This window comes from Veillonella sp. 3310 (assembly GCF_003999875.1).
Lineage (GTDB): Bacteria > Bacillota > Negativicutes > Veillonellales > Veillonellaceae > F0422.
Genome location: NZ_RQVJ01000002.1, coordinates 200005 through 226196, shown reverse-complemented (window position 1 = coordinate 226196; position 26192 = coordinate 200005). Strand labels below are relative to the sequence as shown.

Annotated in this window: 22 protein-coding genes and 1 tRNA gene; 1 reads left to right on the top strand and 22 read right to left on the bottom strand. The window is 41.5% G+C overall.

The window, feature by feature from the left end; translation table 11 throughout:
* Positions 1–173: 173 nt before the first annotated feature.
* From EO127_RS04555 to EO127_RS04460, 20 genes are all read right to left on the bottom strand, one after another.
* Positions 174–1277, bottom strand: a complete 1104-nt coding sequence (locus EO127_RS04555; protein WP_127448196.1) for an acyltransferase — start codon at positions 1275–1277, stop codon at positions 174–176.
* A 51-nt stretch (positions 1278–1328) separates the two neighbouring features.
* The gene (locus EO127_RS04550; protein ID WP_127448195.1) at positions 1329–3050 is read right to left on the bottom strand and encodes a DUF4127 family protein; all 1722 of its coding nucleotides are present in this window, start codon (positions 3048–3050) and stop codon (positions 1329–1331) included.
* Positions 3051–3315: 265 nt separating this feature from the next.
* Positions 3316–3954, bottom strand: coding sequence for a trimeric intracellular cation channel family protein (locus tag EO127_RS04545; RefSeq protein ID WP_127448194.1), 639 nt, complete (start codon positions 3952–3954; stop codon positions 3316–3318).
* Positions 3955–4168: 214 nt separating this feature from the next.
* Positions 4169–4259 (bottom strand) — tRNA-Ser (locus EO127_RS04540).
* A gap of 606 nt (positions 4260–4865) precedes the next feature.
* Positions 4866–5429: a manganese efflux pump MntP family protein gene (locus EO127_RS04535; protein WP_127448193.1), complete on the bottom strand. Its 564-nt coding sequence runs from the start codon at positions 5427–5429 to the stop codon at positions 4866–4868.
* A gap of 112 nt (positions 5430–5541) precedes the next feature.
* On the bottom strand, positions 5542–6960 hold the full coding sequence (locus EO127_RS04530; protein ID WP_127448192.1) for an Rne/Rng family ribonuclease: 1419 nt from the start codon (positions 6958–6960) through the stop codon (positions 5542–5544).
* A gap of 9 nt (positions 6961–6969) precedes the next feature.
* Positions 6970–7659 (bottom strand): TIGR03936 family radical SAM-associated protein, encoded by a 690-nt coding sequence (locus tag EO127_RS04525; RefSeq protein WP_127448266.1) that lies wholly within the window; start codon positions 7657–7659, stop codon positions 6970–6972.
* Positions 7631–9514: a TIGR03960 family B12-binding radical SAM protein gene (locus EO127_RS04520; RefSeq protein ID WP_127448191.1), complete on the bottom strand. Its 1884-nt coding sequence runs from the start codon at positions 9512–9514 to the stop codon at positions 7631–7633. Before EO127_RS04520 ends, EO127_RS04525 begins: the two co-directional genes overlap by 29 nt.
* Positions 9515–9550: 36 nt before the next feature.
* Positions 9551–10654 (bottom strand): rod shape-determining protein RodA, encoded by a 1104-nt coding sequence (rodA, locus tag EO127_RS04515; RefSeq protein WP_127448190.1) that lies wholly within the window; start codon positions 10652–10654, stop codon positions 9551–9553.
* Positions 10655–10663: 9 nt separating this feature from the next.
* A complete protein-coding gene (gene mrdA, locus EO127_RS04510) occupies positions 10664–12562 on the bottom strand; it encodes a penicillin-binding protein 2 (protein WP_127448189.1) in 1899 nt (632 codons plus the stop codon).
* Between the two features lie 12 nt (positions 12563–12574).
* Positions 12575–13066 (bottom strand): rod shape-determining protein MreD, encoded by a 492-nt coding sequence (gene mreD, locus EO127_RS04505; RefSeq protein WP_127448188.1) that lies wholly within the window; start codon positions 13064–13066, stop codon positions 12575–12577.
* Positions 13063–13980, bottom strand: a complete 918-nt coding sequence (gene mreC / locus EO127_RS04500; RefSeq protein ID WP_127448187.1) for a rod shape-determining protein MreC — start codon at positions 13978–13980, stop codon at positions 13063–13065. Before mreC ends, mreD begins: the two co-directional genes overlap by 4 nt.
* Positions 13980–15014 (bottom strand): rod shape-determining protein, encoded by a 1035-nt coding sequence (locus EO127_RS04495; protein WP_127448186.1) that lies wholly within the window; start codon positions 15012–15014, stop codon positions 13980–13982. Before EO127_RS04495 ends, mreC begins: the two co-directional genes overlap by 1 nt.
* 114 nt (positions 15015–15128) lie before the next feature.
* Positions 15129–16664, bottom strand: a complete 1536-nt coding sequence (gene guaA, locus EO127_RS04490) for a glutamine-hydrolyzing GMP synthase (RefSeq protein WP_127448185.1) — start codon at positions 16662–16664, stop codon at positions 15129–15131.
* An 84-nt stretch (positions 16665–16748) separates the two neighbouring features.
* Positions 16749–18167 carry a [FeFe] hydrogenase H-cluster radical SAM maturase HydG gene (gene hydG / locus EO127_RS04485; RefSeq protein ID WP_127448184.1) on the bottom strand — a complete coding sequence of 473 codons (1419 nt, stop codon included), beginning with the start codon at positions 18165–18167 and terminating at the stop codon, positions 16749–16751.
* 388 nt (positions 18168–18555) lie between these two features.
* On the bottom strand, positions 18556–18843 hold the full coding sequence (gene rpmA / locus EO127_RS04480) for a 50S ribosomal protein L27 (protein WP_009353004.1): 288 nt from the start codon (positions 18841–18843) through the stop codon (positions 18556–18558).
* A gap of 12 nt (positions 18844–18855) precedes the next feature.
* Positions 18856–19170: a ribosomal-processing cysteine protease Prp gene (locus EO127_RS04475; RefSeq protein WP_127448183.1), complete on the bottom strand. Its 315-nt coding sequence runs from the start codon at positions 19168–19170 to the stop codon at positions 18856–18858.
* Positions 19171–19175: 5 nt separating this feature from the next.
* Positions 19176–19487, bottom strand: coding sequence for a 50S ribosomal protein L21 (gene rplU / locus EO127_RS04470; RefSeq protein ID WP_009352881.1), 312 nt, complete (start codon positions 19485–19487; stop codon positions 19176–19178).
* A 368-nt stretch (positions 19488–19855) separates the two neighbouring features.
* Positions 19856–21040 carry a multidrug effflux MFS transporter gene (locus EO127_RS04465; protein WP_127448182.1) on the bottom strand — a complete coding sequence of 395 codons (1185 nt, stop codon included), beginning with the start codon at positions 21038–21040 and terminating at the stop codon, positions 19856–19858.
* Positions 21027–21920, bottom strand: a complete 894-nt coding sequence (locus EO127_RS04460) for an epoxyqueuosine reductase (RefSeq protein ID WP_127448181.1) — start codon at positions 21918–21920, stop codon at positions 21027–21029. The genes EO127_RS04465 and EO127_RS04460 overlap by 14 nt, the downstream gene beginning before the upstream one ends.
* 666 nt (positions 21921–22586) lie before the next feature.
* Between EO127_RS04460 and EO127_RS04455 the strand changes: the two genes are divergently transcribed.
* The gene (locus EO127_RS04455; protein WP_127448265.1) at positions 22587–23534 is read left to right on the top strand and encodes an L-lactate dehydrogenase; all 948 of its coding nucleotides are present in this window, start codon (positions 22587–22589) and stop codon (positions 23532–23534) included.
* A 556-nt stretch (positions 23535–24090) separates the two neighbouring features.
* On the opposite strand, the gene EO127_RS04450 is transcribed toward EO127_RS04455, so the two are convergent.
* Together EO127_RS04450 and rpoD are read right to left on the bottom strand one after the other, a co-directional pair.
* Entirely contained in the window at positions 24091–24873 is a 783-nt protein-coding gene (locus EO127_RS04450; RefSeq protein WP_127068025.1) for a basic amino acid ABC transporter substrate-binding protein, read from the bottom strand.
* Positions 24874–24951: 78 nt separating this feature from the next.
* Positions 24952–26181 (bottom strand): RNA polymerase sigma factor RpoD, encoded by a 1230-nt coding sequence (gene rpoD / locus EO127_RS04445; protein WP_127068023.1) that lies wholly within the window; start codon positions 26179–26181, stop codon positions 24952–24954.
* Positions 26182–26192: the final 11 nt, after the last annotated feature.

Sequence of the window (26192 nt, the reverse complement as noted above, 5' to 3'; positions counted from 1 at the left end):
CGTAGCAGCCTTGTGGCGTTGCTTATTGCTTAAATAGCACATACCCTAAGAAGAGCACGGTGTGCTCCGAACAAACATTATGAAATACCGTTTGTGAGGAGTATACCGTGCTCTTCCCTTTCACTCTATTCAGTTAAAAACGCCACAGGCTGCATAGCGAAACAAGCGACGATTTATTTGCCTAACACATAAGCCCGTACTTGTTTCGGCAACCCCTCTAATTCTTTTGTCAATCCAAATGACAAGATAACCGCACTCACATACATAAGCACCACTGTCGTTGTTGTATATCCTAATCCACCAATTTGCAGTACTTTATCCAATAGAATAAGCATAAATGGATGCACTAAATAGATGCCATAGGATGCATTACCCAGTTCTATCCAAAAGGTTTCCACTATATCACTCATGGATGACACGGTGAACGCCCACACAAAAAAGATACATCCTATCCCTGTGTAAACCAATCCTTGTGGACTCAGCTGATGCACTGTGTAGATGGCCTCTAACCGAGTATATCCCCACTCTGCCATCACATAGTAATAGGATCCTAACATAGCCACTAAAGACAAGATAAATCCCACTGTAACACCGAAACCATGGTCGTCGATCCATTCCATCATCGCATCAAATCGTTCTGCTAATAGTCCACCTAATAGGAAAATCCATATATAAAACCCTACAAAATAATTGAGACGCATGCTAAAGATATACTGTAACCATTCTTGTGAAAATTGCACAGAACCTGCCATATAAGATGACCAATAGTTCACTGCCATTTGCACAAAAAATAATACCGTCATACTAAGAATAGGCGCTTTCAGTATAAACCGTAGAGCCCAGCGCCAAAGTGGCATCAATGCATAAAACCAGAGTAGGATCACCAAGAAATACAGATGGTACATACCATTCCCAAAGAGTAGAGTCAGTCCTAGTACATGTGGCATCAATCCCCAGGCGCTATGAGCTAACACCGCATTATAGGCTGTATATAAAATTGTCCATAGAATATATGGATAGAGTACCACTTGTATACGCCGGCGCAAAAAGTTGGAGTAAGAGAATTCATCCTCCACCGATGTATGATAAAACAATCCAAAGGCGGATAAAAAGAAAAATGCAGGCACGGTAAATCGTGATACAATTTCTAATAACCCTAATAGATGTATGTTAATCGCAGGGTTTGCCAAGGCATAGGACCCTACATGGATACCGATAACACCTAACATACAAAGACCCCGCATATAAGTGATAGCCGGTATGGCTGGTTTTCTCATAATTCCTCCAAAAAAGAGGGGCTACGCCCCCTCTTCTTGTATTACGTAACATTATTGAGCTTGTTTCACCTTTTTAGCTTCTGATTTTTCTTTGGCCGCTTTTGCCTCGGCTTCCGCCTTTGCTTTAGCTTCTGCTTCTAGCCGTGCTCGTTCTGCCGCTTCACGTTGCAAGCGTAATTCTTTTTGTAACGGAGCCACAGGTTCACGATATACGGTGATATCAGTTTCAAACAAGCGTCCCCATGGGAATCGAGCTGATACAGTACGAGGGTCTAATTTTAAGTACGTAGCTGCAAAGTCCTGTACTCGTTCACCTAAATAGCTTTCTAATGCTTCATTCAACGTACCTGTGTATTTCACATTATCTGTGCGGATAGAGTCTTGCATTCGATACACATCTTTACGGATATTCGCTTGGTATGCCCAGTTATCCAAGTATTGTTGTGTCAACATATCGCGATGACTTTGGTCATCCATGTGCACCCCTAAAATACCTTGTGCTATGGCATATCCAATAGTATTACTTGCCGTATTCCAGCCATTATAAGCGCTTACTTTATACAGTAAATCTCGTTGGTACAGTCCATACACTAACGTATTATCCGACCCATTCGAGTAAGCAATATCTGCAATGCTAACAGGCACCCCTTGCTTCATAGACGCTTGAATGTGATCTAAAAATTCATTAGTACTTCTAGAAATCATTGGAAAGTTTTCAAAGGCTTCTGATTCACCTGTCACCATACCTAATGGCGTATTCACCGCTAGTAGGACTGATGGTTTGCCTTTGGCTTTCATCGTACCACCTACAGCCACTACATGTTCGGCAATTGTTTTTTCTACCTTTTGATCCTCGTAGTGTGGCACTGTTTCGCCACCACCACCTAATGGATAGATAACCTCAAAGGTAGGGGTTAAGTGATTGCGATCCACATGGTCACGAGCAATCAATAATAAACCTAATTGATCTGCTCCTGGGAAGCTACCATATTGCGTAGGAGAAAGTCCTTTACTATATTTTTGTAAATAACGCCCCTCCATAGCCGATTGAGATAAACTACTAGTATCGTCATGACCTAAGGCAAAATATTTAAATACGCCTTTTTTAGTTATATCAATTAACTGACGGTTGATTTCCATATTTTTTTGACGACGATGGAACCAATCTTGTAAAAACTCCACAGGCACCGTAGCTTGTAACATGAACAATTCTTTTTGCTCATCTGGAGTCAATTTTTGACTGTCTAATTTATCTTGTAATGCAGCAATACGGAAAATCGTTGGTCCATATTGATCATAATAAGCTGGCTCCACACCGCCTCCACTAGCACGTGGAGAGCGCATCACTGTACCAAAAGCATAGATTGGCACATTAGGATACTTTTTGTGCAAGTCTTCAATATGGCGCACACGATATTCCAAGGTATGCAAATCTAAATTATGCTTTCTAGAATCTACGAGTCCACCATAAATCAAGGAGTCTGTACTTAATACGAGCACATCTGCTTTGTTAACATTCTCGTCCACCCATCTCCACATGGCTTCTGCATTTCCTTGAAAGTTTCGTCCAGAAATATAGTATTGTGGTGGTGTTAACACCGTATATCCTGCCTCTTGAGCCGTCGCCACCGTATAGGCTAAGCTCACAGGACGGTCATCTTGTGGTACATACAGCACCGTCGTAGCCTCTGCAGTGCTTGCATGACTCAGTATCGCTGTGGCAACGGCTGTAGCCATCACAGCAAACTTACGTCGCCATAATTGTTTACTCATTTCTTATATCTCTCCTATTATATAGCATGGTTGCTACTTATATTCTTACTTAATAGTGCCTTCAACTTACTATACATTTAAAAATATGTTTGTATATTTTTACTATGGCTAGTATTACATGGATAATTGGGCGTCATATATAATCATTCACTCTCAATTTCTATACCACCCCAAACTAGCTTTTTTACATGTAATAAGCCTGTATTTTGTAGACTTTCAATACCACTGAAAGTCTACATTACATATATAGTATCAAATACTATATTCATCGATGAATCCGATCGATGCGGGGCAAATTCCAATGGTATTCGAGCGCCACCATGCGAATGATAAAAACAATAAGGAATGTTGCATAAGACGCCATAATTTGATGTCCTATACCACATACCACGTAGTATATAATACTGCCTAATAGAGCAGGCAAAGCATACACTTCTTCTTTCAGAACACTAGGCGTACGATGCGCTAAAATATCCCGGATAATACCGCCACCTACAGCAGTAATCACGCCGAGCACAACTGTGAGCACCAAATTACCTGGATCTACAGTAATTCCAATTGTTGCACCAGTCACCGTAAAAGAAGCCAGTCCCAAGGCGTCTGCTGTCAGATATACTTTTGTTGCCCCTTTTCCTTCAATATAACGATTCCAACCATAACGATACATGATGAATATGATGCCCACCGTAATTAACGTGATTGAAATATATAATCCTGTTTGCAAAGATGTAGGCGGTATACGCCCTACCATCACATCCCGTACAATCCCGCCACCAATAGCAGTAACCAACGCTAAAATCAAGATGCCAAAAATATCCATCCGCCGTTGAACTCCCAAAAGAGCCCCCGATATGGCAAAAGCAATCGTTCCGATGACATCAAATAATAACCATAAAAAATCCATACAACGCCTCCTCATACGGAATTATTGTACCATTCTTTTCGGTAAGATACTAGACATTTTATAAAGCAAAAAGGACGGTCGCACCCGTCCTTTTTTGTTTACCCTATAATGGGGACTATAACTTTTGTTGAGTTAATTATATACCATCTTGCCACAAAATACAATAGATATAACAATAAAAGCGCCTATGCAATGCATAAACGCTTTTAAACCTTGGCGGAGAGAGAGGGATTTGAACCCTCGGTACGGTATCACCGCACACATGATTTCCAATCATGCTCCTTAAGCCGCTCGGACACCTCTCCAAGTGAATACTTAGTTATTATAAACTACTAAATACATTCCGTCAAGCACTTTTTTCTTCCTCATTAGAAGATTGCGCTGTCCCTCTACCCCCATAAGGGACGCAGTTGCGCGTAGTATGCCTTGTGACACCTTTCTACCTAAATTGTAAAAATGCAAGAAGAGCACGGTATGCCTCAACTCCGTAAGGAACGCAGTTACGCGTAGTAGCCTTACGGCGACCCTTACTAGCTAATTTGCATAAACCAAAGAAGAGTTCAGTATGCCTCCCGTGAGGAATGCAGTTATGCGTAGAACGTCCTGTGGTGGAGTATTATCTACATAACATAAATGCTAAAAAAGCACCGCATATTCTGGAGCAAACCTAACCACTGTATAAGTTCGGGTCAGAATGTGCAACCATTTCTCAAAGCAATCTCCCAGAGGAACGCAGTTATGCGTAGTAGCCTTGTGGCGCTTTTACTACCTAACTTGCAAAAGTGCAAGAAGAGCACGGTGTGCCCCCGAACAAACATTATGAAATACCGTTTGTGAAGGAATGTGTCGCACTCTTCCCTTTACCAATCATTCAAGATCGCCACAGGCTACATAGCATAGCAAGAAACGATTTAGCGAGGTAAATACCCCAAATGCTGCAATAATATTTTCACTCCAATGAGTATCAATATAACGCCCCCAGCCATTTCTGCTCTTTCACGAAAGGCTTTCATCATATGATACCCGCTGAATATGCCCACAAGGCATACCAAGAAGGTAATGACCCCTATAGTGAGCGATGTGAAATACACGTCTACATGTAATAGGGCAATGGTAACCCCTACTGCTAGGGCATCGATACTAGTGGCAATGGACAATGCTAACATTTCTTTCCAATCCACCTTTGTTTTATCTTCTTCCTCATCGCTAAGAGAAGCACGAATCATATTAATACCCAAATATCCTAAAGTAATGAAAATCACCCAGTGGTCCCAGTCATCAAAGTTTTGCGAAAACTGAGCCCCTACCGCTGCCCCTATGATTGGCATCAAACACTGAAAGGCACCAAATAAAAATGCCAATGTGATTTTTTTCGTCTTTGGATCGGATTTCATCTGTGATGATTTACAAATAGAAACTGCAAAGGCATCCATGGCAAGACCTACCGATAGAATTAATATTTCAAGGTATGACACAAGTCCCTCCTGTAAATAACAACAAAAGTGCTTGGCAGTCCCAAGCACTTTTTCTTAAAAATATTACATTTCATATAGAGAATTGTAATTATTTTTAGTACTAATTCTATTATTATACATCACCTAAGGCTAATAGGGAATAGGCTTCTAATCCCATTGTGGCATCATTTTCAATCTGTATAGTTCGTTGTAACTCTGTACGTAACGATTCCAAGACTTGCTTTGTAAAGAATTGCCCCACATCTGGATGCACCACAATAGATACATCCGTTTTTAGTCGCCCAAAGCGATAGAGTTCCCGTAAACGGCGCAAAATTTGCAAATATACTGTTTCTCCTTTTAGCACATGTCCAGTACCACCACAGCTAGAGCAAGTATCAAAGAGGATAGATGGAATACTTTGGCGTTCTCGTTTCCGTGTCAGTTCCAATAAACCTAAAGATGTAATACCACATACCACCGTTTTAATAGGATCTTTTTTAACTAGATGATTCATCAACTGCACCAGTTCTTCCATATCTTGTTTCGGCATATCGATAAAGTCGCAGATGATGATACCTCCAAGATTTCGTAATCGTAATTGTCTAGCAATCATATGGGCCGCTTCTTGGTTAACACGTTTCGCCACCTGTCCCGCTTGTTCATTCTTACCACTGTAATGAGCAGAATTCACATCAATGACAGTAAGCGCTTCTGTTTGGTCAATTTGTAAGGATCCACCAGATGGTAAATCAATGCGATGATTTAAAAGCGCATCAATTTGTTCTTCAATACCATGGGTCTTAAAAATATCTTCCTTCTGATTCCACAAACTTACTTCCACAGGCTTACCAAATCGTCCTGCCCCTAAGAGTTGCTGCAACTCTTCATAGGCAGCTACATCATCCACCATAATGGAACCCACTGTAGGTCCTACATAGTCACGGATCACACGATACCATAGGTTCGCATCTCCGTAGATTTCAGTGCCATTCTGAGCCACCTTATAGCGCTTTTGTAAATGCTCCCACGTCTGATGTAAATAAGCCATATCCCGAGCAATCTCTTCTTGGCTCGCCCCCATAGCAGCGGTGCGCAGAATAAATCCTACCCCTCGTTCTAAATAAGGTTGTGCCATATCTTTCAAAGATTGACGCAACTCTGGATCTGTAATCTTTTTAGAAATATGAATCTGCTGATCTTGCGGCAATAAGACCATGTAGTGACCTGCCAAACTGACATCTGTAGTGACACGAGCGCTTTTACCAAGCATGGCATCTTTCACGATTTGCACGAGCAATACTTCACCTACGTGAACTTTTTTCTGCTTCCCTTGTTCTTGTAGATTCAAGTACACATTTTGACCGATGCCAATGTCGAGGAAGGCTGCACTCATGCCAGGTAGGACATTTTTCACAACCCCTTTATACATATGATGTACACGGTTTGACAGCTGTGGTCGTTCATATATAATCTGTTGTAACGCCCCTGCCTCATCCACAATAGCGAGACGGGTTTCCTCTTTCATCACATTGGCATATAATCGATTCATAGTCTCTCCTTATTCCACTTCTAGTGGCGTAATACAAGCCCCATCCGTTTCAATCAGAATCGCTTCACGGTGAATAGAATAACTATCTGTTACGGGCCAGCCGTATTGTTCTTTGCCTAATTTCCACATATCCCCAGGTTTCATAGTCCCTTCTGGATATACGCCGATGGCCATGCGAATCGTCACCATTCCATTGTCCACTGTGGCAACCAATGGTTCCTTAATGAAATGCTTCACATCAATAGTTCTTGTTTTCTTCGGCGTTACTTTTTCATACAACACTTCTTCTGCACTGTTGAAAGGCTCCAACAAAGACACCCAATCTACTTCTTCTGTAACAGGGCCCTTGACTTCGTAGACCGCATAGTTGCAGATAGCCATCATTTTTTTTACTTTATCTGGCATGAATCGACCTTCGAGCACTTCCAGTCCTTTCGGTGCTGCTTCTGAAAGTCGGTTCATTAACTCTTCTAATGTGCCTTCTTCTAGAACATCCATATCGCAGTATTCAGCGCTTGCCGTAATCCCTAACGCCAGGGCAGAGGAAAAGCTAATTTTCATATGCGGATTAAACCCCTCAGAATAAGCCATTTTGATGCCACTGCGACGAATCATACGCTCAATGGCAGAGGCATAATCTAAATGGGATAAAAAGCGAAGTTCTTCTCCCTTATGTAAGGCCAAACGTAACTTTCTCAACACGTCCACCCTCCTTATAATCAATAATCGGTGTGCCCAACTCTGGACACGCATTACAACCATTGCACGGCTTGCGACGGCAATCCCAAGTCAAGGTACCATCTACCGCACGTTCCCATTCGCGGCGTAAAAATTCTTTACTTACCGTATCATCTAGATGATCCCATGGTAAAGCTTCTGAAAAATCACGATTTCGTCGGGCATAGTATTCTGGATCAATATTGGTATTTTTGAAAGCCTGCATCCATGTATCGTAATTGAAAAACTCTGTCCATCCATCAAACTTACAACCTAATTTCCAGGCTTCTACAACAGATGCCGCTAAGCGTCTGTCACCACGGGCAAAGACTGCTTCTAAATACCCTGTATAGCCATCATGGTAGTGATAGGAAATATTTCTATTGTTAATTAAAGATTTCAAGTATTTCTGTTTACGATGAATTTCTTCTACATCTTGTTGTCCGTACCATTGGTATGGAGAATGTGATTTTGGCACAAAGAAGGAACAGCTCACTGTGACCTTACCATTGCGTTTACCAGTAATTTCTCGATGTAAATCAAGCACTTTATAGGCTAAATCAGCAATACCTGCTACGTCTTCATCCGTTTCTGTAGGCAAGCCCATCATGAAATAGAGCTTTACTGTATTCCAACCAGACTTGAAAGCATTTTCACAAGCGGACATCAAATCCTCTTCACTAACACCTTTATTGATAACATCACGCATCCGTTGAGACCCAGCTTCTGGAGCGAAAGTTAAGCCACTTTTACGCACTTGTTGTACTTTTTTAGCAATATCGATAGAAAAGGCATCGATACGCAAGGATGGTAAACTAACGCTCACTTGTTTATCTTTAAACTCTTCCATCAACATGTCGACTAATTCGGGCAATTTAGAATAGTCCGCAGAGCTTAGAGACATCAAGGAGATTTCATTGTAGCCAGTATTGGCAATAATTTCTTTTGCTAATTGTACCAATCGTTCTGGAGTTCGTTCACGTACTGGACGATATAACATACCAGCTTGGCAGAAACGACAGCCACGCAAACACCCTCTAAATAATTCAAGTACCGCTCTATCATGAACAATATCTAAGTATGGCACTACAGGTTTTGTAGGATAGAACGCAGCTTCCATATCTTCTACGATACGTTTTTTTACAATGGCAGGTGCTTCTTCAGCCAATACTTTCATTCCTGCAAAGTCCCCAGATTCTGTATATTGCGGTTCATACAAGCTAGGAATATAGGTACCTTCAATCTGCGCTGCTTTTCGCAAGAAGGCCTCTTTGCCGCCAGGGAATCCTTTTTCTTTCTCAGCTTTATATAAATCAATAAATTCGTTGATCCAATCTTCTGATTCGCCGATAGATACGACATCAAAGAAATCTGCAATAGGCTCCATATTGTACACACAAGGGCCACCACCGATTAATAGAGGGAACGACAAGTCTCGATCCTTTCCATAAAAAGGAATACCTGCCAAATCTAGCATATTAATGATGTTTGTATAGCACATTTCATATTGCAATGTAAACGCCAATAAATCAAAGTCACGAATCGGGGTTTTCGTTTCCAAAGAAAACAAAGGAATCTCCCGATTGCGCATTTCCGCTTCCATATCATGCCAAGGAGCAAATACACGCTCTGCCGCCACATCTGGGCGTTCGTTGACTATACCATATAAAATTTTAATTCCTAAATGGCTCATACTCACTTCATATACATCTGGAAAGGCGAAAGCCATCGTCACATCCACTTCCGAATGATTCTTGGCAACGCTATTCCATTCCCCACCCATATAACGGGCAGGCTTTTCCACATGTTGTAACCATGATGGATCTAATTGAATCATACAACCTCCAAGAGGCACTAGCCTCTTTTTTACTACTTAAAACATGCGCTTTTTCTGGCGCATTACTATATTTAATAATAAACCTATACTCAATAGATTTGTTGTTAACGCACTTACACCGTAACTGATGAAAGGCAATGGAATACCCGTTACGGGCATAATACCAGTGGTCATGCCTACATTGACTAAGACTTCAAATAACAGCATAGAGCCAATGCCTGTGGCAATCAACATACCGAAGGGATCCACCGATCGTTTCGCAATTAAGAAACTACGATACACAACCACCAATAGTAACCCTAAGACCACAAAACAACCGAGAAGACCTAATTCTTCTCCCACCACGGAGAAAATAAAGTCTGTATGGTTTTCCGGTAGAAAGTTCAACTGACTTTGAGTTCCTTCAAAGAGACCCTTACCAAATAGTAAGCCTGAACCGATAGCAATTTTAGATTGGATAATATGATATCCTGCGCCAAAAGGGTCTACATTAGGATTCAAAAATACCATAATCCGTTGCTTTTGATACTCTTGCAATACAAACCAGCTTAACGGCAACAATGCTACCATAGTGCCTACCATAATTTGCACTAACCGCATGCGAATACCGCTGACAAAGAGCATGCCTGCTAATATAGCTACATACACTAAAGATGTCCCCAAATCTGGTTGCTTAAACACCAACAGGGCGGGGATTCCTAAAAATAAGAATACCGGCAATAGCTCTTTAAAAGTATTTAACTTTCCTACTCGACTTTCTAGCATGTTGGCCAAGCTAATGATCATCATCAACTTCGTAAATTCTGATGGTTGAATCGTAATAGGCCCAATCTGAATCCACCGTTGCGCACCTAGTGCCGATGTACCTACCACCATAACTGCCAAAAGCATAACGATAGTAGCACCATATATCCACTTTGCATAGGGGCGCAAGCGCTCGTAATCTAGCCATTGCAGACCTACAATGGCAATGATATTTAATCCAAAGAATAGCAATTGTTTCGATACTAATCCTGTAATTTGTAGCCCATCTCGATTGATATGAGTCGCACTGCCGATGACAACACAGCCAATGACAATCAGACTGATAGTGGATAGCACCAAAATCCAATCCCATTCACGTATAATTCTCTGCCACATAGTATACTCCTAGTCTACCTTTTGTTCTTTTCCAGAGTTTGTCTCTTTTTTAGCATCCTCTTTCTTATCATTCATTGGGACCACGACTGGCTTAGGAATATGAAAATATTCTTCTAAAATAGGACGTACAATAGACCCTGCTGATATAGCACCAAAACCGCCTTGTTCCACCAGCGCTACTACAACGATACGAGGCTTGTCGTACGGCGCATAAGCAACGAACCAACCATGGTCACGGCCAGTAGCATTTTCCGCTGTCCCCGTTTTACCGGCTACAGCTAAGGATAAGCCTTTAAAAATTTCCCCTGCCGTACCACCTTCCAAGGTTACGTCTCTAAGACCATTGCGAACAATATCCATGACGGCCTTCGATACTTGTAAGACTCCTAATTTCTTAGGTCCAAAAATCTCTTCTGGCGTTCCATCCGCATTATCGATACGGCTCACTACATACGGTTGATAGCGAATCCCTCCGTTGGCAATTTCGGACATGACCACTGCCATTTGTATGGGCGTCACCAATGTGAAAGACTGTCCAATCGCGGCATCGAAGGTTTCTCCTAAATACCAATCTTGATTAAACACTTTTCGTTTGTATTCGGGACTAGCAATATTACCACTGCCTTCATCATAGAGCTTGATGCCCGTCTTTTCACCGAGCCCAAAAATCTTTGCATATTTATCGATATTATCGATACCTAGGCGATTCCCCATTTCATAGAAATATACATTATCTGACTTCGCCAATGCTTTGTTGAAATCAAGCCAGCCTAACGCCTCGCCCTCTGCATTTCTTTTGTCAATTAACCAGTGCTTACCACTGTCATAAATCATTTCATTAGGCGTCACCTTTTTCAGTTCTAGGGCAGCTGCACCAGTAATAATTTTGAAAGGAGACCCTGGCGGATATTCACCAGTAACTACCTTATTTTCAAAAGGATGATTCGCATCTGTATTTAACTGATTCCATTGTTCCGTTGTAATCCCTTTGGCAAACCAATTTGGATTGAATCCTGGCGCACTGACCATGGCAAGGACCGCACCTGTATTAGGATCTAGGGCTACTACGGCAGCCCCCTTCGCAGGAATACCTTGTTTTCTGAGCACTGCTAATTGATCATACACAGCTTTTTCAGCCACTTTTTGTAGATTTAAATCAATGGTTAAGTGAATATTTCGACCAGGTATGGTGTGTTTACGTCCTACTTCTTCTACAGGACGTCCACTAGCATCAACCTCTACTTGACGACCACCGTCCACACCACGTAGCACAGAATCATACATTTTTTCCAACCCAGAACGACCTAAAATCGTACCAGGACCAATGGTTCCACCCGTATGTGTTCCGTCTAGCTCCGCCTGTTTCGCTTCCGCCAACTCGTCTTCGCTTACTTCCCCTACATAGCCCAATAATTGGGATGCCATCGTATCATGAGGATAATAGCGAAGTGGCTCTACATCTACGGTTATGCCAGGTAATTCATGACGATGTTCTTCAATTTTTGTCACCTTGTCTAAGGTTACATCACTAGCTAGCCGAATTGGCTCATAACCACCCTTATGGGCCTCTATTTTTTCTGCCAATGTTTTCACTGGGATTTGCAAATAGGAAGCTAATTTCTCTAGCTCTTTTGGATCCGCCTGCTTTCCAGTAGGCAACATGGACACCATATAGGCAGGCCGTGAACCAACCACAATTTGACCATTTCGATCATACATTAATCCCCGTGTAGCTGTCATAGAGAGCATACGGAGTCGATTTCCCTCTGCTTTTCCACGGTAATAATCACCTTCAATGGCTTGTAGATAAAACACACGACCCAACAAAATAGCAAAAATGATGACGACTATGGTTAGCAATACATCAAAGCGTGTCGTTTTTTTCTTTTTATATAGTGCTCTTAACATAGCCTCTCCTTTCTACCACATGTATTCATCTTTTTCTTCCCAGCGCCATACCAATTTATGCACCACAATGCCTACTAAGGCATCAATTCCTATGGAAGGAATGCCATGATTCCAAATGTAGGTAGTCATAACAATTGGTTCTTGTACAACCCACAATAAACCTATTTGTAGAGCCATAACTAAGGCTGCTCCTATACCTGTCCACCAGGCAGTAGCATACCATTGTTCTTCATACACAGTACCTTGCATAGAGCCTAACATATAGCTTACTATCGCATAGGACACTACATGTAATCCAAAATAGTTGCCAATCATCACATCTTGAACGATACCACCTACAACGGCTAGCATCATGCCATGCGAACGGCCTTTCAATACGGTCACTACCAACGCAATATCTAATAACAGATGTGGCGCCCAAGAGTAGGGAAACCATCTAGGCACCACTAAGGATTGAAGAATAATGACACCGATTAGCATCAATATCCATGCACATTTTTTCATTGTTGCACCGTCCCTTTAGCCCCTTCTACTTGATCTCGCTGTGTACGAGGAATCAATTTGGGCTCTAATTTTGGCGCTTCTGGTCGTGCAATGGACGATGATACAATCACGAAGACTTCTTCTAAACTCTGGAAGTCCACGGTAGGTTCAATAACAGCATGCTTCACAAAGCCTTCTTCATCGGTCACAATGTCTTTCACATGGCCCAATAATAATCCTTTCGGATAGATACCACCAAAGCCAGACGTGACGATGGTATCCCCTTTCAGAACATCACCATTTAAAGCGATATTCACCATTTGTGGTTCCATTGGAAGATTGCCGTTGCCTTTCAAGATGGAGGCAATTCTAGACTCAGGGCGTTGCACGATAACCCCAGTCGCTGACCGAGGGTCTAATATACTTTGTACCCGTGCAGAGTGTTCGTACACATCAGATACGAAACCTACCACACCTCGCGGAGCAATGACCGCCATATTCGGCGCTACTCCATCGGCACTGCCTCTACTAATCGTGAAAGTATCTGTCCAAGCCCCTCTATCACGTGTCACCACGGATGCTGCTAACAACGCAAATTGAGGTTGTTCTCCTTTAAACTTTAACAATTGACGTAATCGAATATTTTCTGCTACCAACTCATCATAGGCTACTTGTTTCTGTTCTAGCTCAGCATTGCGCCCTTCTATATCTGACATGTCTTTCACACGCAAAATACCATTATCTATCACAGCTATTCCTGTATGTAAACCAGATAAGAAACGACTGGCTCCGTAAGTGAAAGGGGCCATTAAATTTTCTAAGGTCACCGTCACCACTGGTACTTGCGTTCTTTGCTTCCACACATACCCAAAGATACCTAATATGGCACAAAGGATTACGATCATAGTCAACCATTTGCGTTCAGATTGTTGCATTAAGATCGCCCCTTTCGTAATTTACTAGCCACTAATAAGCGCTCCAAGCGTTGCACATCCGCAGCAGCTCTACCTAAACCAAGTGCCACCGTATCGCCTGGTGTATCTGCAATACGTACAGGAATGCCTAGTTCCTCTTGGATGTGGCGGTCTAACCCTTCAAGTAAAGCCGTACCTCCCGTAAGAAGCATACCACTTTCCATAATATCTGCTACTAATTCAGGCGGTGTTTTTTCCAAAATACTGCGGATGACCGCCACCATATCTGCAATAGGTTGTCGCAAAATTTCATAAACTTCACTTTTACGAATCATACAGCGTTTGGTGAGTCCCGTCTCAGAGTGACGACCTACGATAGTATATTCCCCTTCGATAGATGGAGTGATGGCACAACCAAGAGTTTGTTTAATGTCTTCCACGGTTTCATCAGACACCATAATAGAAAACTCATTACGTATATAATGATAAATAGCTTCGTTTAATTCATTACCACCAATCCGTGATGTGCGACTCGCCACTTTACCACCCATCGATAAAATAGCTACATCCGTCGTACTCCCACCGATATCGACAGCCATACTGCCACGAGCCTCAAAAATAGGAAGTCCTGCACCGATAGCTGCTGCTACAGGGCTTTCTAGCAAATGCGCTTCCCGAGCGCCCGCCTGAATGATGGCATCCGTCATAGCTCTTCGCTCTACATCGGTAATACCACAAGGCACTGCCATGACAACACGGGATCTACGAACCGCCTTGGACGCTTTGTTCATAAAATACTTTAACATGGACAACACAATCCGATAGTCCACAATAAAGCCCTCTTTCAGAGGACTCATAGGGGCTAATGTTTCCGGATTGCGCAACAACAAGCGATGCGCATCTTCACCAACGGTGACAATATTCTCTTGCTTTGCGTCCGTTGCCACTATCGATGGTTCCGACACAACCACCCCTCGACCTTCCACATAAATGTGCGTGTGAAAGGTACCAATATCTATTCCTAAATCTCTTCCTAATGAAGAAAATAATTTCATCGAACCTCTCCTTATAAAGAATTCCGTATTCTATTAATTGTAACATACTTTAAGGAGATTATAAATAAAAAAGCCAGCAGATCCTAAGTTCTACTGGCTTTCAGTCTATTTATTTTATTCCCACTCAATGGTTGCTGGTGGTTTACTTGTAATATCGTACACGATACGGTTAATGTGGTTTACTTCGTTCACGATACGGCGGGAGATAGTATCCAATACATCATAAGGGATACGTGCCCAATCAGCTGTCATAAAGTCAGTTGTAGTTACACCGCGCAATGCCAATGTGTAATCATAGGTACGGAAGTCACCCATAACACCTACTGTGCGTGTACTTGTTAACACCGCGAAGTATTGATTAATGGAACGATCTAAACCAGCTTTTGCGATTTCATCGCGGAAGATGTAATCCGCGTCACGCAATACGTCTAGTTTATCTTTTGTCACTTCCCCCATGACACGAATCGCAAGACCTGGTCCTGGGAATGGTTGACGCCATACTAGGTAATCTGCCAAACCAAGTTCAGCACCTAATTGACGAACTTCGTCTTTGAACAAGTTGCGAAGTGGTTCGATTAAACCTTTGAAATCTACTACTGCAGGTAATCCACCTACGTTGTGATGAGACTTAATGACTTCTGCTTCACCAGTACCAGACTCGATTACGTCTGGATAAATGGTACCTTGTGCTAAGTAATCAACGGAACCAATTTTACGTCCTTCATCTTCGAATACACGAATAAATTCTTCGCCGATAGCTTTACGTTTCGCTTCTGGATCTTCAAGACCTGCTAATTTTGTTAAGAAACGTTCTTCTGCATCCACACGGATGAAGTGCATACCAGAATCTTTGAACGCCGCTTCTACTTCGTCACCTTCGTTTTTACGCATCAAACCATGGTCAACGAAGATACAAGTTAATTGATCCCCTACAGCTTTGGAGATTAACGCCGCTGCTACGGAGCTATCCACACCACCAGATAATGCCAATAATACTTTGCCATCACCTACTGTATTGCGAATCTCTTCAATAGCAGTTTTTGCATAGTTTGCCATCGTCCATTGGCCTGTGCATCCACATACTTCATACAAGAAGTTGTGCAACATTTCTTTACCATGTTCTGTATGCAACACTTCTGCATGGTATTGCATAGCATATAAACGATGCTCTTCGTTTTGCATAGCTGCTACAGGGCAATCTTTTGTATGTGCCACGATTTTGAAACCTTCTGGCACTTTTGCCACATAATCCACATGGCTCATCCATACGATTTCTTCTTCTGAAAGTCCTTTAAATAATGGTGAGGACACGTCCACATGAGTTGGAGTTTTACCAAATTCACGTGTTTCCGCAGACGTTACATGACCACCTAATGTATGTGCCATAAATTGCATACCATAGCACATACCCAATACTGGAATGCCAAGTTCAAATACTTCCGCTTCCATTTTAGGAGCATTGTCTTCGTATACGCTAGCAGGACCACCTGTGAAGATGATACCTTTTGGCTGTAATTCTTTAATTTTTTCTAATGCTTTATTGTATGGATATACCTCACAATACACATTATTTTCACGTACACGACGCGCGATCAGTTGGTTATATTGACCACCAAAGTCAACGACAACAACCATCTCTTTTTGTTCCATTCTGTCCTCCCACAATCTTCTGTTTATAACTTCAATATATAAACACTATATATTAAATATTATACCCTATGCACTAAGTTTTGACTAGAATCGGAAGTCACGTTCTCCCTCTTCCATTTGCGCAATATAGGCTTTGGATTTTTCTTTCACCAGATCATTCTTAATAGAGTCTAATTGCACATCGATCACAGCAGCGCCAACAGCTTTTGTGTCCTCGTCTGCATAATCTAGTAAGTATTCTTTCAATGTCATTAACGCATTCGGTTGGCAACAGTTAGAAATTTGCCCGCTCTTAGCAAGTGCCATGAAACGATCTCCTGTACGCCCTTCACGGTAGCAAGCCGTACAGAAACTCGGTACATATCCCAATTGTAATAACCATTCTACAATTTCATCCAAGGAACGGCGGTCACTCGTATCGAATTGAGCAGAGTTTTCTTCTTCTGGTTCTTCTTCTACATAGCCACCGACGGATGTACGAGAGCCACCAGAAATTTGAGAAATCCCTAATGCCAAACCACGCTCACGCATAGATTGGCTTTCACGGGTAGACATAATCATACCTGCATACGGTGCAGATACACGAATCAATGCGACGATTTTTTCAAAAATATCGTCTGGTACAGCATTGCTGAAATCATCTACATCGATATCATCGGCTGGACAAATTCGAGGTACACTAATGGTATGCGGCCCTACCCCAAACTTCGCTTCTAAATGCTCTGCATGCATCAACAAACCTACAAAGTCGTATTTGTAATGCTCCAATCCATAGAGCACGCCAATGCCCACGTCATCAATACCTGCCTCCATAGCACGGTCCATCGCCGTTGTATGGTATGCATAATCGCTCTTAGGACCTGTTGGATGAAGGGCCTCATAATTTTCTTTATTATACGTTTCTTGGAACAATGTGTACGTACCAATGCCTGCTTCATGTAATTTTCGATAATCTTCTACTTCACAAGCCGCAATATTAACATTCACACGACGGATTTCTCCATTGTCTTTTTTAATAGAGTAAATCGTATCGATACATTCTAAAATATATTCTAATGGATTTTCTAATGGATGTTCACCAGATTCGATAACGATCCGTTTATGTCCCATAGCTTCTAATGCCATCACTTCTTCACGCACTTGATCTTGGTTTAATTTTTTGCGAGTGATGGTTTTATTTTTTGCATGGTATGGGCAGTAGACACAACCATTGATGCAATAGTTTGATAAATATAACGGAGCAAACAGCACAATACGATTACCATAAATGGCTTGTTTAATCTCTTTTGCTAAAGCAAATAATTTCTCCTTATATTCTGGCAAAGGACATTCTAACATCACCATCGCCTCGCGGTGGTTCAACCCTACACGAGTTTTTGCTTTTTCTAATATGGCATCCAACAAAGGACGATTTTCCTTGTTTTCTTCTGCATATTTTAGAGTGGCTAGAATCTCTTCATGATTAATAAATTCTTCCGCCTTGGAAGAGTGTACATCATACATAGTAAACTCCTTTTCTACTGACTTAGTAGATCTATGATAGCCTATATCTTTTTAGGCTTTGTCGTAACATATGGACTATACCGATTTTATTAGATATAGCCTACTTTTTATTATACTCCACTTAGGAATCAATGTATATAAAATTAGTGTACATTATGAAAGCAAATATAAATACTATGTATGCATAAACAGAAATATACATCTATTCATTTGTTCACTATAAAACTGTCATATCCTTTTACAACCTATAACCCTATCCCAAATATCTGATAAACATCATTTTTACAAAATCTTGTTATCCTATTTCCAACAACCGCAAACCACATACTAAGAAAACAAAAAAGGCCACTAGATATTGCTATCTAGTGACCTCTTATATGTATTGTTATTAAGCTTCTACAGGGTATACAGAAACTTTACGGTTATAACGACCAGCACGTTCAAATGCTACACGGCCAGGAACCAATGCAAATAAAGTATCATCTTTGCCGATACCTACGTTAGCGCCTGGATGGAAATGTGTACCACGTTGACGAACTAGAATGTTACCACTTTTTACAGTAGAACCGTCATGGCATTTAACTCCAAGACGTTTGGACTCGGAATCACGACCATTTTTTGTACTGGAAGCACCTTTTTTAGATGCGAATAGTTGTAATTGGATATTGAATAACATGTAGTTCACCTCCTATTGTTCACTCACTCTAACAAAATCACTATATTGATTTGCCACATTCTTGATACCAAGAAGCATGGTTTCTAATATAGTTTGTCCTCTTTCAGTAATGGGTTCTGAAAGTAGGATATGTAACTCACCGTCTTCTATTTGGTACTCCATGGATTGCTCAGCCACCTCATGAAGTCCCAAGACCGATGTCTGTGAAAGCATAGATATAGCGGCACATACAATATCTTCTCCGTAGGGACCTGCTTCAGCATGTCCACGAAAATGACATTCTACAATTTGCCCTAACGCATTGCGTTTCACATCAATGTGAGTCATGACAATTACGCCTCGATTTTTTCGATGCGAACTTTAGTGAATGGTTGGCGATGGCCTTGACGACGACGATAGTTGGATTTCGCTTTGTATTTGAAAACCAAAATCTTTTTCGCTTTACCATGTTCAAGTACTGTACCAGTAACTTTTGCACCGTCCACAAGTGGTGTACCAACTTTAACGTCACCGTCTTTAACTACAGTTACAACTTCGTCAAAAGAAACAGTTCCTTCAGCTGCTACATCCAATTTTTCAATAGTGATTACATCGCCTTCGGAAACGCGATATTGTTTACCACCAGTTTTAATAATTGCGTACATTATGACACCTCCTTGTATTCGTACTCGCTGAATGCGGTTATCTAGCCGAAGCCAAATATTATTGACCTCTTCATGCGGCTTGCAATAGTTGGGCGTACCCAAACTATGACTCAATTATTATACATGACTAGAGCTGTCTATGTCAATAAAAGGAACCTCTTTTCTATCTATATTTTTGGAAGAATGCTTTTCTGTTTACACCTTGTAAGGTCTTGCTTAGCCACCAAGCATATACTACTGTGGAATGGCTTACCTATGTACATCTATAATCGTGTTATCATTCCTACCAATACCTATATAGACCACTCTTTACCACATACACTAGCACTGAAGACCCATTCATGAGTATTAGTACAACAGTGATATACCTATATAGTAGGTCGCGCAAATCGATAGTAACATACGAGGGCTATGAAAGAACATACCACCATAGTGATTCCCATAGGAATAGCTGTATGTGATCCTGCAACCCCCACGATAGGTGATACAATACCGGCAGACACCATAGAGAAAAAGCCTAATAAGGCAGACGCACTACCTGCTAGGTGACCGTAATTGGCCATAGCCATAGAGAAGCTAGCAGCCCCGAATAGAGACACCGTCCCTACGGTAAAGAATAAAATTGTGGTCACCACTAAGAACGGCATATTGAGTGCCATAGCACCTAAGAACAAAGAAGATCCGACGAAAAGCACAGTTAAACTGCCCTGTAATAATTGGTAATCCTTAATGACATTGCTCAGGCGAGAGCTAATCATACTGAACAGAATAATACCACAACTGTTAATACCAAAAATATAACTAAATTGTTGTGCATCCAGCCCAAGCATATTTTGATACACAAAGGATGAGCCACTAATGTAACAAAAGAACGCGCCAAAGGCAAAGCATTGAATACCACATTGCCCTAAAAAAGCTTTGTCTTTTAATAGCATCTTATAGTTTTTGATGGCCTCTTGAATGCCACCTGCTACGCGCTGTTCGGTCGATAAACTTTCACGGAATAGGATAGAACCTATCAATAAAATTAAGGAAAATCCTGCCAACACGACAAAAATAAATCTCCATGTTTCGTAGATTAAAATCTGTCCTCCCAATAAGGGAGCAATAACGGGTGCCAATCCATTGACCATCATCAACGATGCCAATAGCTTAATCAGAGCCGGCCCCGATGCATAATCACGAGCGATAGCCTTGGAGATAACCACCCCAAAGGAGCCCGTTACACCTTGCAAAAAACGCCCCAGCAAAAGAACTTCAATATTCGGCGCATAGGCACAAATGATAGTGGCCACTACGCAAAGTAAATTACCAACAATAAGTGGTTTTTTTCGACCTAGCACATCACTAATAGGACCTGCAAACAATTGTCCTATCGCAATCCCGATGGTCATAATGCCAATGGTCATTTGAATATTTGATGCCGATGTATGTAATTCTCCAGGCATAATTGGTAATGATGGCAAATACATATCCGTTGCTAATGGCGTTACTGCCGTGAGCAATCCTAAAAATATAATTAAAAATAATGAAACAGAATTACTTTCTTTCATATCTTTCCTTTCTAACAATGTCCGCATTGCGAAGCAATACTTTCTTTCCTCTCCAAGCCCATGCCTTGTGGCCGTACTTCGCTTTAAATTCTTTATTCGTCATCCCTTCTAGTTCCACAGCCTCAATGTACGGCATAACCCGTTGAAACTCTGGAATAGGCGTCATAGGAACATTTCTATTATGAGGGCATACCTCTTGGCATACATCGCAGCCAAAAATAAGTGGCGTCTTTTCGATAATTTGTTCTTCTTCCTCTGAAAGTTCACCTTTACACTGAGTAAGGTAACTTTTACAGGTTCGGTAATCTAAATGATTCCCCTGTAAAGCCTTGCCTGGACAAGCACGCAAACAAGCCCCACATTGAAGACAGCTTTCACTAAGAGGCGCAGAAGGCTCCAAAGACAAAGTCGTCATAATTGTGCCAATCACCGTATAAGATCCCCAAGTAGGATTGATAAACGTTTGGTTCCACCCATAAAAGCCTAATCCCGCCAAGTATGCCATATAGCGATCCGCCAAAGGCGACGTGTCGCAGTGAATCTCAAAGCTATCATTCGGATACCGCTCACGCAACACCGCCACCAGCCGCTCCAAATACTGACGCACCACAATATGGTAATCATCGCCCCAACAATACCTAGCTACATTCGTATTTCCTTCCCAAGGCACATAATAGGGGAACAAACAAACAATAGCCGACTGCGGTGCAAGCATCGTCGTCGACCCTTGCAAGCGCTCGTCTATGGTGCCATTCGTAAAAGGACAGGGATAAGGCGTATCCAAATGCAACGACGCCTCCACCGGCAATGGCCACGGCGCCACGCCTATCACCGGAATATTCAGTTCATTTGCTAATTTTTCAAGTTCTAATAATGTCATATTTTTATTATACTATACATTACAGAGTATGATACATAAACACCCACTCATGTATCATGCCAATTAAGAACAGAACCTATGCCAATTAGGAAACTCATTAAAAGCACTCAGTTTTATCAGTCATAGAACGAGATAATAATATATTCACTAAATACATTACAAAACATCTGAAAATAATCGCACGCATCAATTAAGCTACCATATCCACCTAAGGAACACAGTTAAGCATAGCAGACTTCGTAGCGGATCTCACTAACCAAATTACACAAACACAAGAAGAGCACGACATCCCCTAAGGAGCGCAGTTAAGCGTAGCAACCTTGTAGCGAGATTAACTGCACACACAACACAAATATAAGAAGAGTGCGACATCTCCCCCCCTCCCGAGGAACGCAGTCAAGCGTAGCAGACTTGTGGCGTTCCTTACTACCAAAATAGCGTAACTCCAAGAAGACCGTAACATACCCCTGAACAAACATAACCACTGTATAGTTTGAGAAGGGGTGTGTTACGGTCTTCCCTTTATCATATTTAGTTACGAACGCCAGAGACTGCATAGCAAAACAAGTGACGTGTTGACTAAATGCACCTAAAGTTTTATCCTAATACATATTACTTATTTAATAATTTATTTTTAATTTTCAAAATAGGAGGAAAACTATGTCTATAGAACTACGTAAAGTTGCCATTATCGGCACTGGTCATGTGGGTTCCCACGTGGCATTTTCCCTTGCTACCCAAGGTGAAGTTGACCAATTATACATGGTGGACATCGACAAAGATAAAGCCATCGCTCAAGCCACCGATATTAATGATGCTGTAAGTTACTTACCACATCGTTTGGAAGCCATCACTTGCGAACCTGAAGATATCGGAGACTGCGATATCCTCGTTATTTCTGCTGGTCCACTACCATCCCCAGAACAAGATCGACTAGATACACTAGGCTCTACCATAGAAGTATTACGTGAATTTTTACCTCGTGTAAAAGCCTCTGGCTTCAACGGTTTTATCGTGAGCATTTCCAATCCTGCCGATGTAGTGGCAGCCTATGTACAGGAATACTTAGACTATCCAAAACATAAAATCATCTCTTCCGGCACATCCTTAGACTCTGCTCGTTTGCAACGATTAGTGGCTGAACAAATCCACGTACATCGTCGCTCCTTATCTTGCTACGCTATGGGTGAACATGGTGGCAGTGCTATGGTCCCTTGGTCTCATGTCACAGTATCTGGCAAACCTTTGAAAGAACTTCAACAAGAGCTCCCTCAGCGTTTCCCAACCTTTGACGAAAATGCCGTAGTAGAACAAATGAAATACGGTGGCTACCTCGTCCTCATTGGCAAAGGATCCACCGAATTTGGCATCGCTGCATCCGTTACAGAAATCATCCGTGCCTACTTCCACGATGAACAAAAAGTATTGCCTCTATCTTGCAAACTAGAAGGCGAATACGGCGAACACAACGTCTTTGCATCCGTCCCTGCCATCATCGGCAAAAACGGCATCGAAGAAATCCTTACATTACACCTAACCCCAAGCGAGCAAGAAGCCTTCCACAACTCTTGCGAACGCATCCGGGAATACATTAAACTAGCACACACACTATAATTTCCTGAGGAACGCAGTCATGCGTAGTAGCCTTGTGGCTACCCTTACTAGCTAAATTACACAAACATAAGAAGAGCACGGTGTGCTCCGAACAAACATTACGTAGTACCGTTTGTGAGGAGTATACCGTGCTCTTCTCTTTATCATATTATATTTATATAGCCACAGGCTACATAGCATTACAAATGACGATACATTATGAAATACCGTTTGTGAAGGAATATGTTGCTCGTTTCCCCTTCCCCTGAGCGGCGCCATTACGAGTAGTAGCCTTGTGGTATTCCTTATGACAAAATTAGACAAATGCAAGAAGAGCACGACATATTCCGGAGCAAACCTAACCACTGTATCAGTTCGGGTCGGAATGTGTTTCACTTCCCCTGAGCGGCGCCGTTACGTGTAGTAGCCTTGTGGCGACCCTTGTTACTAATTCACACAAACGCAAGAAGACCGCAACATGTTCCTGAACAAACCTAACCACTGTATCAGTTTGAGAAGGAATATGTTGCGGTCTTCTATTTGCTAATAAACACTCGCCATAGGCTACATAACGGAATTACTTAGCGAACCATTTATCGTAAATTTTTTGATATGTTCCATCTTCACGCATTGCTTTTAAAGCTTCATTAACTTTATCACGTAATGCTGTGTTGGATTTATTGAATCCTAATACGAATGGAGGTGCATCTGTGCCCTCTCCTACCAATTTAAGATCTTTATCTGCACCTTGTTTCAAGTAGTACATAGCCACCGCTTGGTCGATGATAGCACCATCAATCGTACCGGCTTGTAATGCCATAAAGATATTACTATTAGAATCCATTTCTTTTACATCTGTGCCAGGGATTGCTTTCGCCATTTCTACAGGTACTGTACCAATTTGAACGCCTACACGTTTGTTTGCAAGGTCATCCATTTTTTTGATATCTGTATTATCTTTACGAACGATAGTGATGAAACCACCTTCTTTGAAGTATGGCTCAGAGAATGCCAATGCTTTTTCACGTTCTGGTGTGGCATTGATACCTGCTGCGATCATGTCGATATTGCCAGATTGTGTAGCTGGAATTAACGCATCGAATCCCATGCTGACAAACTCTAATTTTAAGCCTAACCGTTTTGCTACTTCTTCACTTAAATCTACATCGAAACCAATGTATTTATTCGTGTTTTCTTCTGCAAATTCAAATGGAGGGAATGTCGTTTCAGAACCAACTTTCAACACCCCTGCTGTTTGTGTTAATTGCGCTTCTTTTTTGTCGCTACCACAACCAGCTAGTAAACCTACACTAAGAACAGCCGTACATAGGATAAGTCCTAGTTTTTTCATGCTAATCATAATTACCTCCCACAATATATTCACTACTTATGATTATTTATACATAAATTATACCATACAATTATGAAATAGCAAGTATTATAAAAAGTCTTTAATTTTATCTCGTTTGCCACGATTACGCAATTTCGTTAAGGCTTTCCCTTCAATTTGACGAATCCGTTCTCGTGTTACATTAAAGAATTGACCTACTTCTTCCAATGTACGTGGTTTGCCATCTTTCAAACCAAAGCGCAATTCTAGCACTTGTTGCTCACGATCTGTTAAGCAACTGAATACTTCAACAATTTGTTCTCGTAATAAAATAAAGCTAGCCGCATCATCTGGAGCTACTGCATCTTTATCTTCTAAAAAGTCGCCTAAATGGGAATCTTCTTCTTCCCCAATTGGCGTTTCCAAGGAAACTGGCTCTTGAGAAATCTTTTGAATCTCACGCACCCGTTCTACAGTAATACCCATACCAGCTGCAATTTCCTCTGGACTTGGTTCACGACCTAAATCTTGTAATAATTGACGTTGAATACGCACCAATTTATTAATCGTTTCCACCATATGTACAGGAATACGAATCGTTCTAGCTTGGTCAGCAATCGCTCTCGTAATAGCTTGACGGATCCACCATGTAGCATAGGTAGAGAATTTATATCCTTTTGTATAGTCGAATTTATCAACCGCTTTTATAAGACCTAAGTTACCTTCTTGAATCAAATCTAAGAACAACATGCCACGACCTACATAGCGTTTCGCAATACTAACTACAAGACGCAAGTTGGCATCAATCAATTTTTGTTTCGCACTATTTCCTAAGCGCACTTCTTTATAGCTAGCACCTTCTGCATTGCCCGCCTCAATTTGTTGGGCTAAAATGATTTCTTCATCACCAGATAACAATGGAACGCGACCAATTTCTTTTAAGTACATGCGCACTGGATCATCGATGTTCATCCCTTCAGGAATAGATAAGTCAAGATTAATCTCTTTTTCCTCCTCATCATCTTCCTCAGTGATATCGATGTCACTGCTTAAATGTTCCACATCTACATCAACTTCCACTTCAAGATCTTTATCCAACAATTCATCATCATGAATCGATAATTCGCTATCCGAACCATGTTCATCATCTTGAAGGACTTCAATATTTAAATTATTAAACACTGCATACATACTATCTAATTGTTCTGCTGTTACTTCTACTTGCTCTGAAAGTGCATCAGAAATTTGTTTTGACGTAATGACCCCGTCTCGTTTTGCCTCTTCCAATAAAACCGCTATAATCTCTTGCACTTGCGATTGTTTTTTCTTCTTTGCCACTGTGCTCTTCC

What these genes read in the sequence shown, in the direction of transcription:
- EO127_RS04555 (WP_127448196.1), bottom strand. Translation starts at nt 1,277, where the DNA reads ATGAGAAAACCAGCCATACCGGCTATCACTTATATGCGGGGTCTTTGT.
- EO127_RS04550 (WP_127448195.1), bottom strand. Translation starts at nt 3,050, where the DNA reads ATGAGTAAACAATTATGGCGACGTAAGTTTGCTGTGATGGCTACAGCC.
- EO127_RS04545 (WP_127448194.1), bottom strand. Translation starts at nt 3,954, where the DNA reads ATGGATTTTTTATGGTTATTATTTGATGTCATCGGAACGATTGCTTTT.
- EO127_RS04530 (WP_127448192.1), bottom strand. Translation starts at nt 6,960, where the DNA reads ATGAATCGATTATATGCCAATGTGATGAAAGAGGAAACCCGTCTCGCT.
- EO127_RS04520 (WP_127448191.1), bottom strand. Translation starts at nt 9,514, where the DNA reads ATGATTCAATTAGATCCATCATGGTTACAACATGTGGAAAAGCCTGCC.
- rodA (WP_127448190.1), bottom strand. Translation starts at nt 10,654, where the DNA reads ATGTGGCAGAGAATTATACGTGAATGGGATTGGATTTTGGTGCTATCC.
- mrdA (WP_127448189.1), bottom strand. Translation starts at nt 12,562, where the DNA reads ATGTTAAGAGCACTATATAAAAAGAAAAAAACGACACGCTTTGATGTA.
- mreD (WP_127448188.1), bottom strand. Translation starts at nt 13,066, where the DNA reads ATGAAAAAATGTGCATGGATATTGATGCTAATCGGTGTCATTATTCTT.
- mreC (WP_127448187.1), bottom strand. Translation starts at nt 13,980, where the DNA reads ATGCAACAATCTGAACGCAAATGGTTGACTATGATCGTAATCCTTTGT.
- EO127_RS04495 (WP_127448186.1), bottom strand. Translation starts at nt 15,014, where the DNA reads ATGAAATTATTTTCTTCATTAGGAAGAGATTTAGGAATAGATATTGGT.
- guaA (WP_127448185.1), bottom strand. Translation starts at nt 16,664, where the DNA reads ATGGAACAAAAAGAGATGGTTGTTGTCGTTGACTTTGGTGGTCAATAT.
- hydG (WP_127448184.1), bottom strand. Translation starts at nt 18,167, where the DNA reads ATGTATGATGTACACTCTTCCAAGGCGGAAGAATTTATTAATCATGAA.
- rpmA (WP_009353004.1), bottom strand. Translation starts at nt 18,843, where the DNA reads ATGTTATTCAATATCCAATTACAACTATTCGCATCTAAAAAAGGTGCT.
- EO127_RS04475 (WP_127448183.1), bottom strand. Translation starts at nt 19,170, where the DNA reads ATGACTCACATTGATGTGAAACGCAATGCGTTAGGGCAAATTGTAGAA.
- rplU (WP_009352881.1), bottom strand. Translation starts at nt 19,487, where the DNA reads ATGTACGCAATTATTAAAACTGGTGGTAAACAATATCGCGTTTCCGAA.
- EO127_RS04465 (WP_127448182.1), bottom strand. Translation starts at nt 21,040, where the DNA reads ATGAAAGAAAGTAATTCTGTTTCATTATTTTTAATTATATTTTTAGGA.
- EO127_RS04460 (WP_127448181.1), bottom strand. Translation starts at nt 21,920, where the DNA reads ATGACATTATTAGAACTTGAAAAATTAGCAAATGAACTGAATATTCCG.
- EO127_RS04450 (WP_127068025.1), bottom strand. Translation starts at nt 24,873, where the DNA reads ATGATTAGCATGAAAAAACTAGGACTTATCCTATGTACGGCTGTTCTT.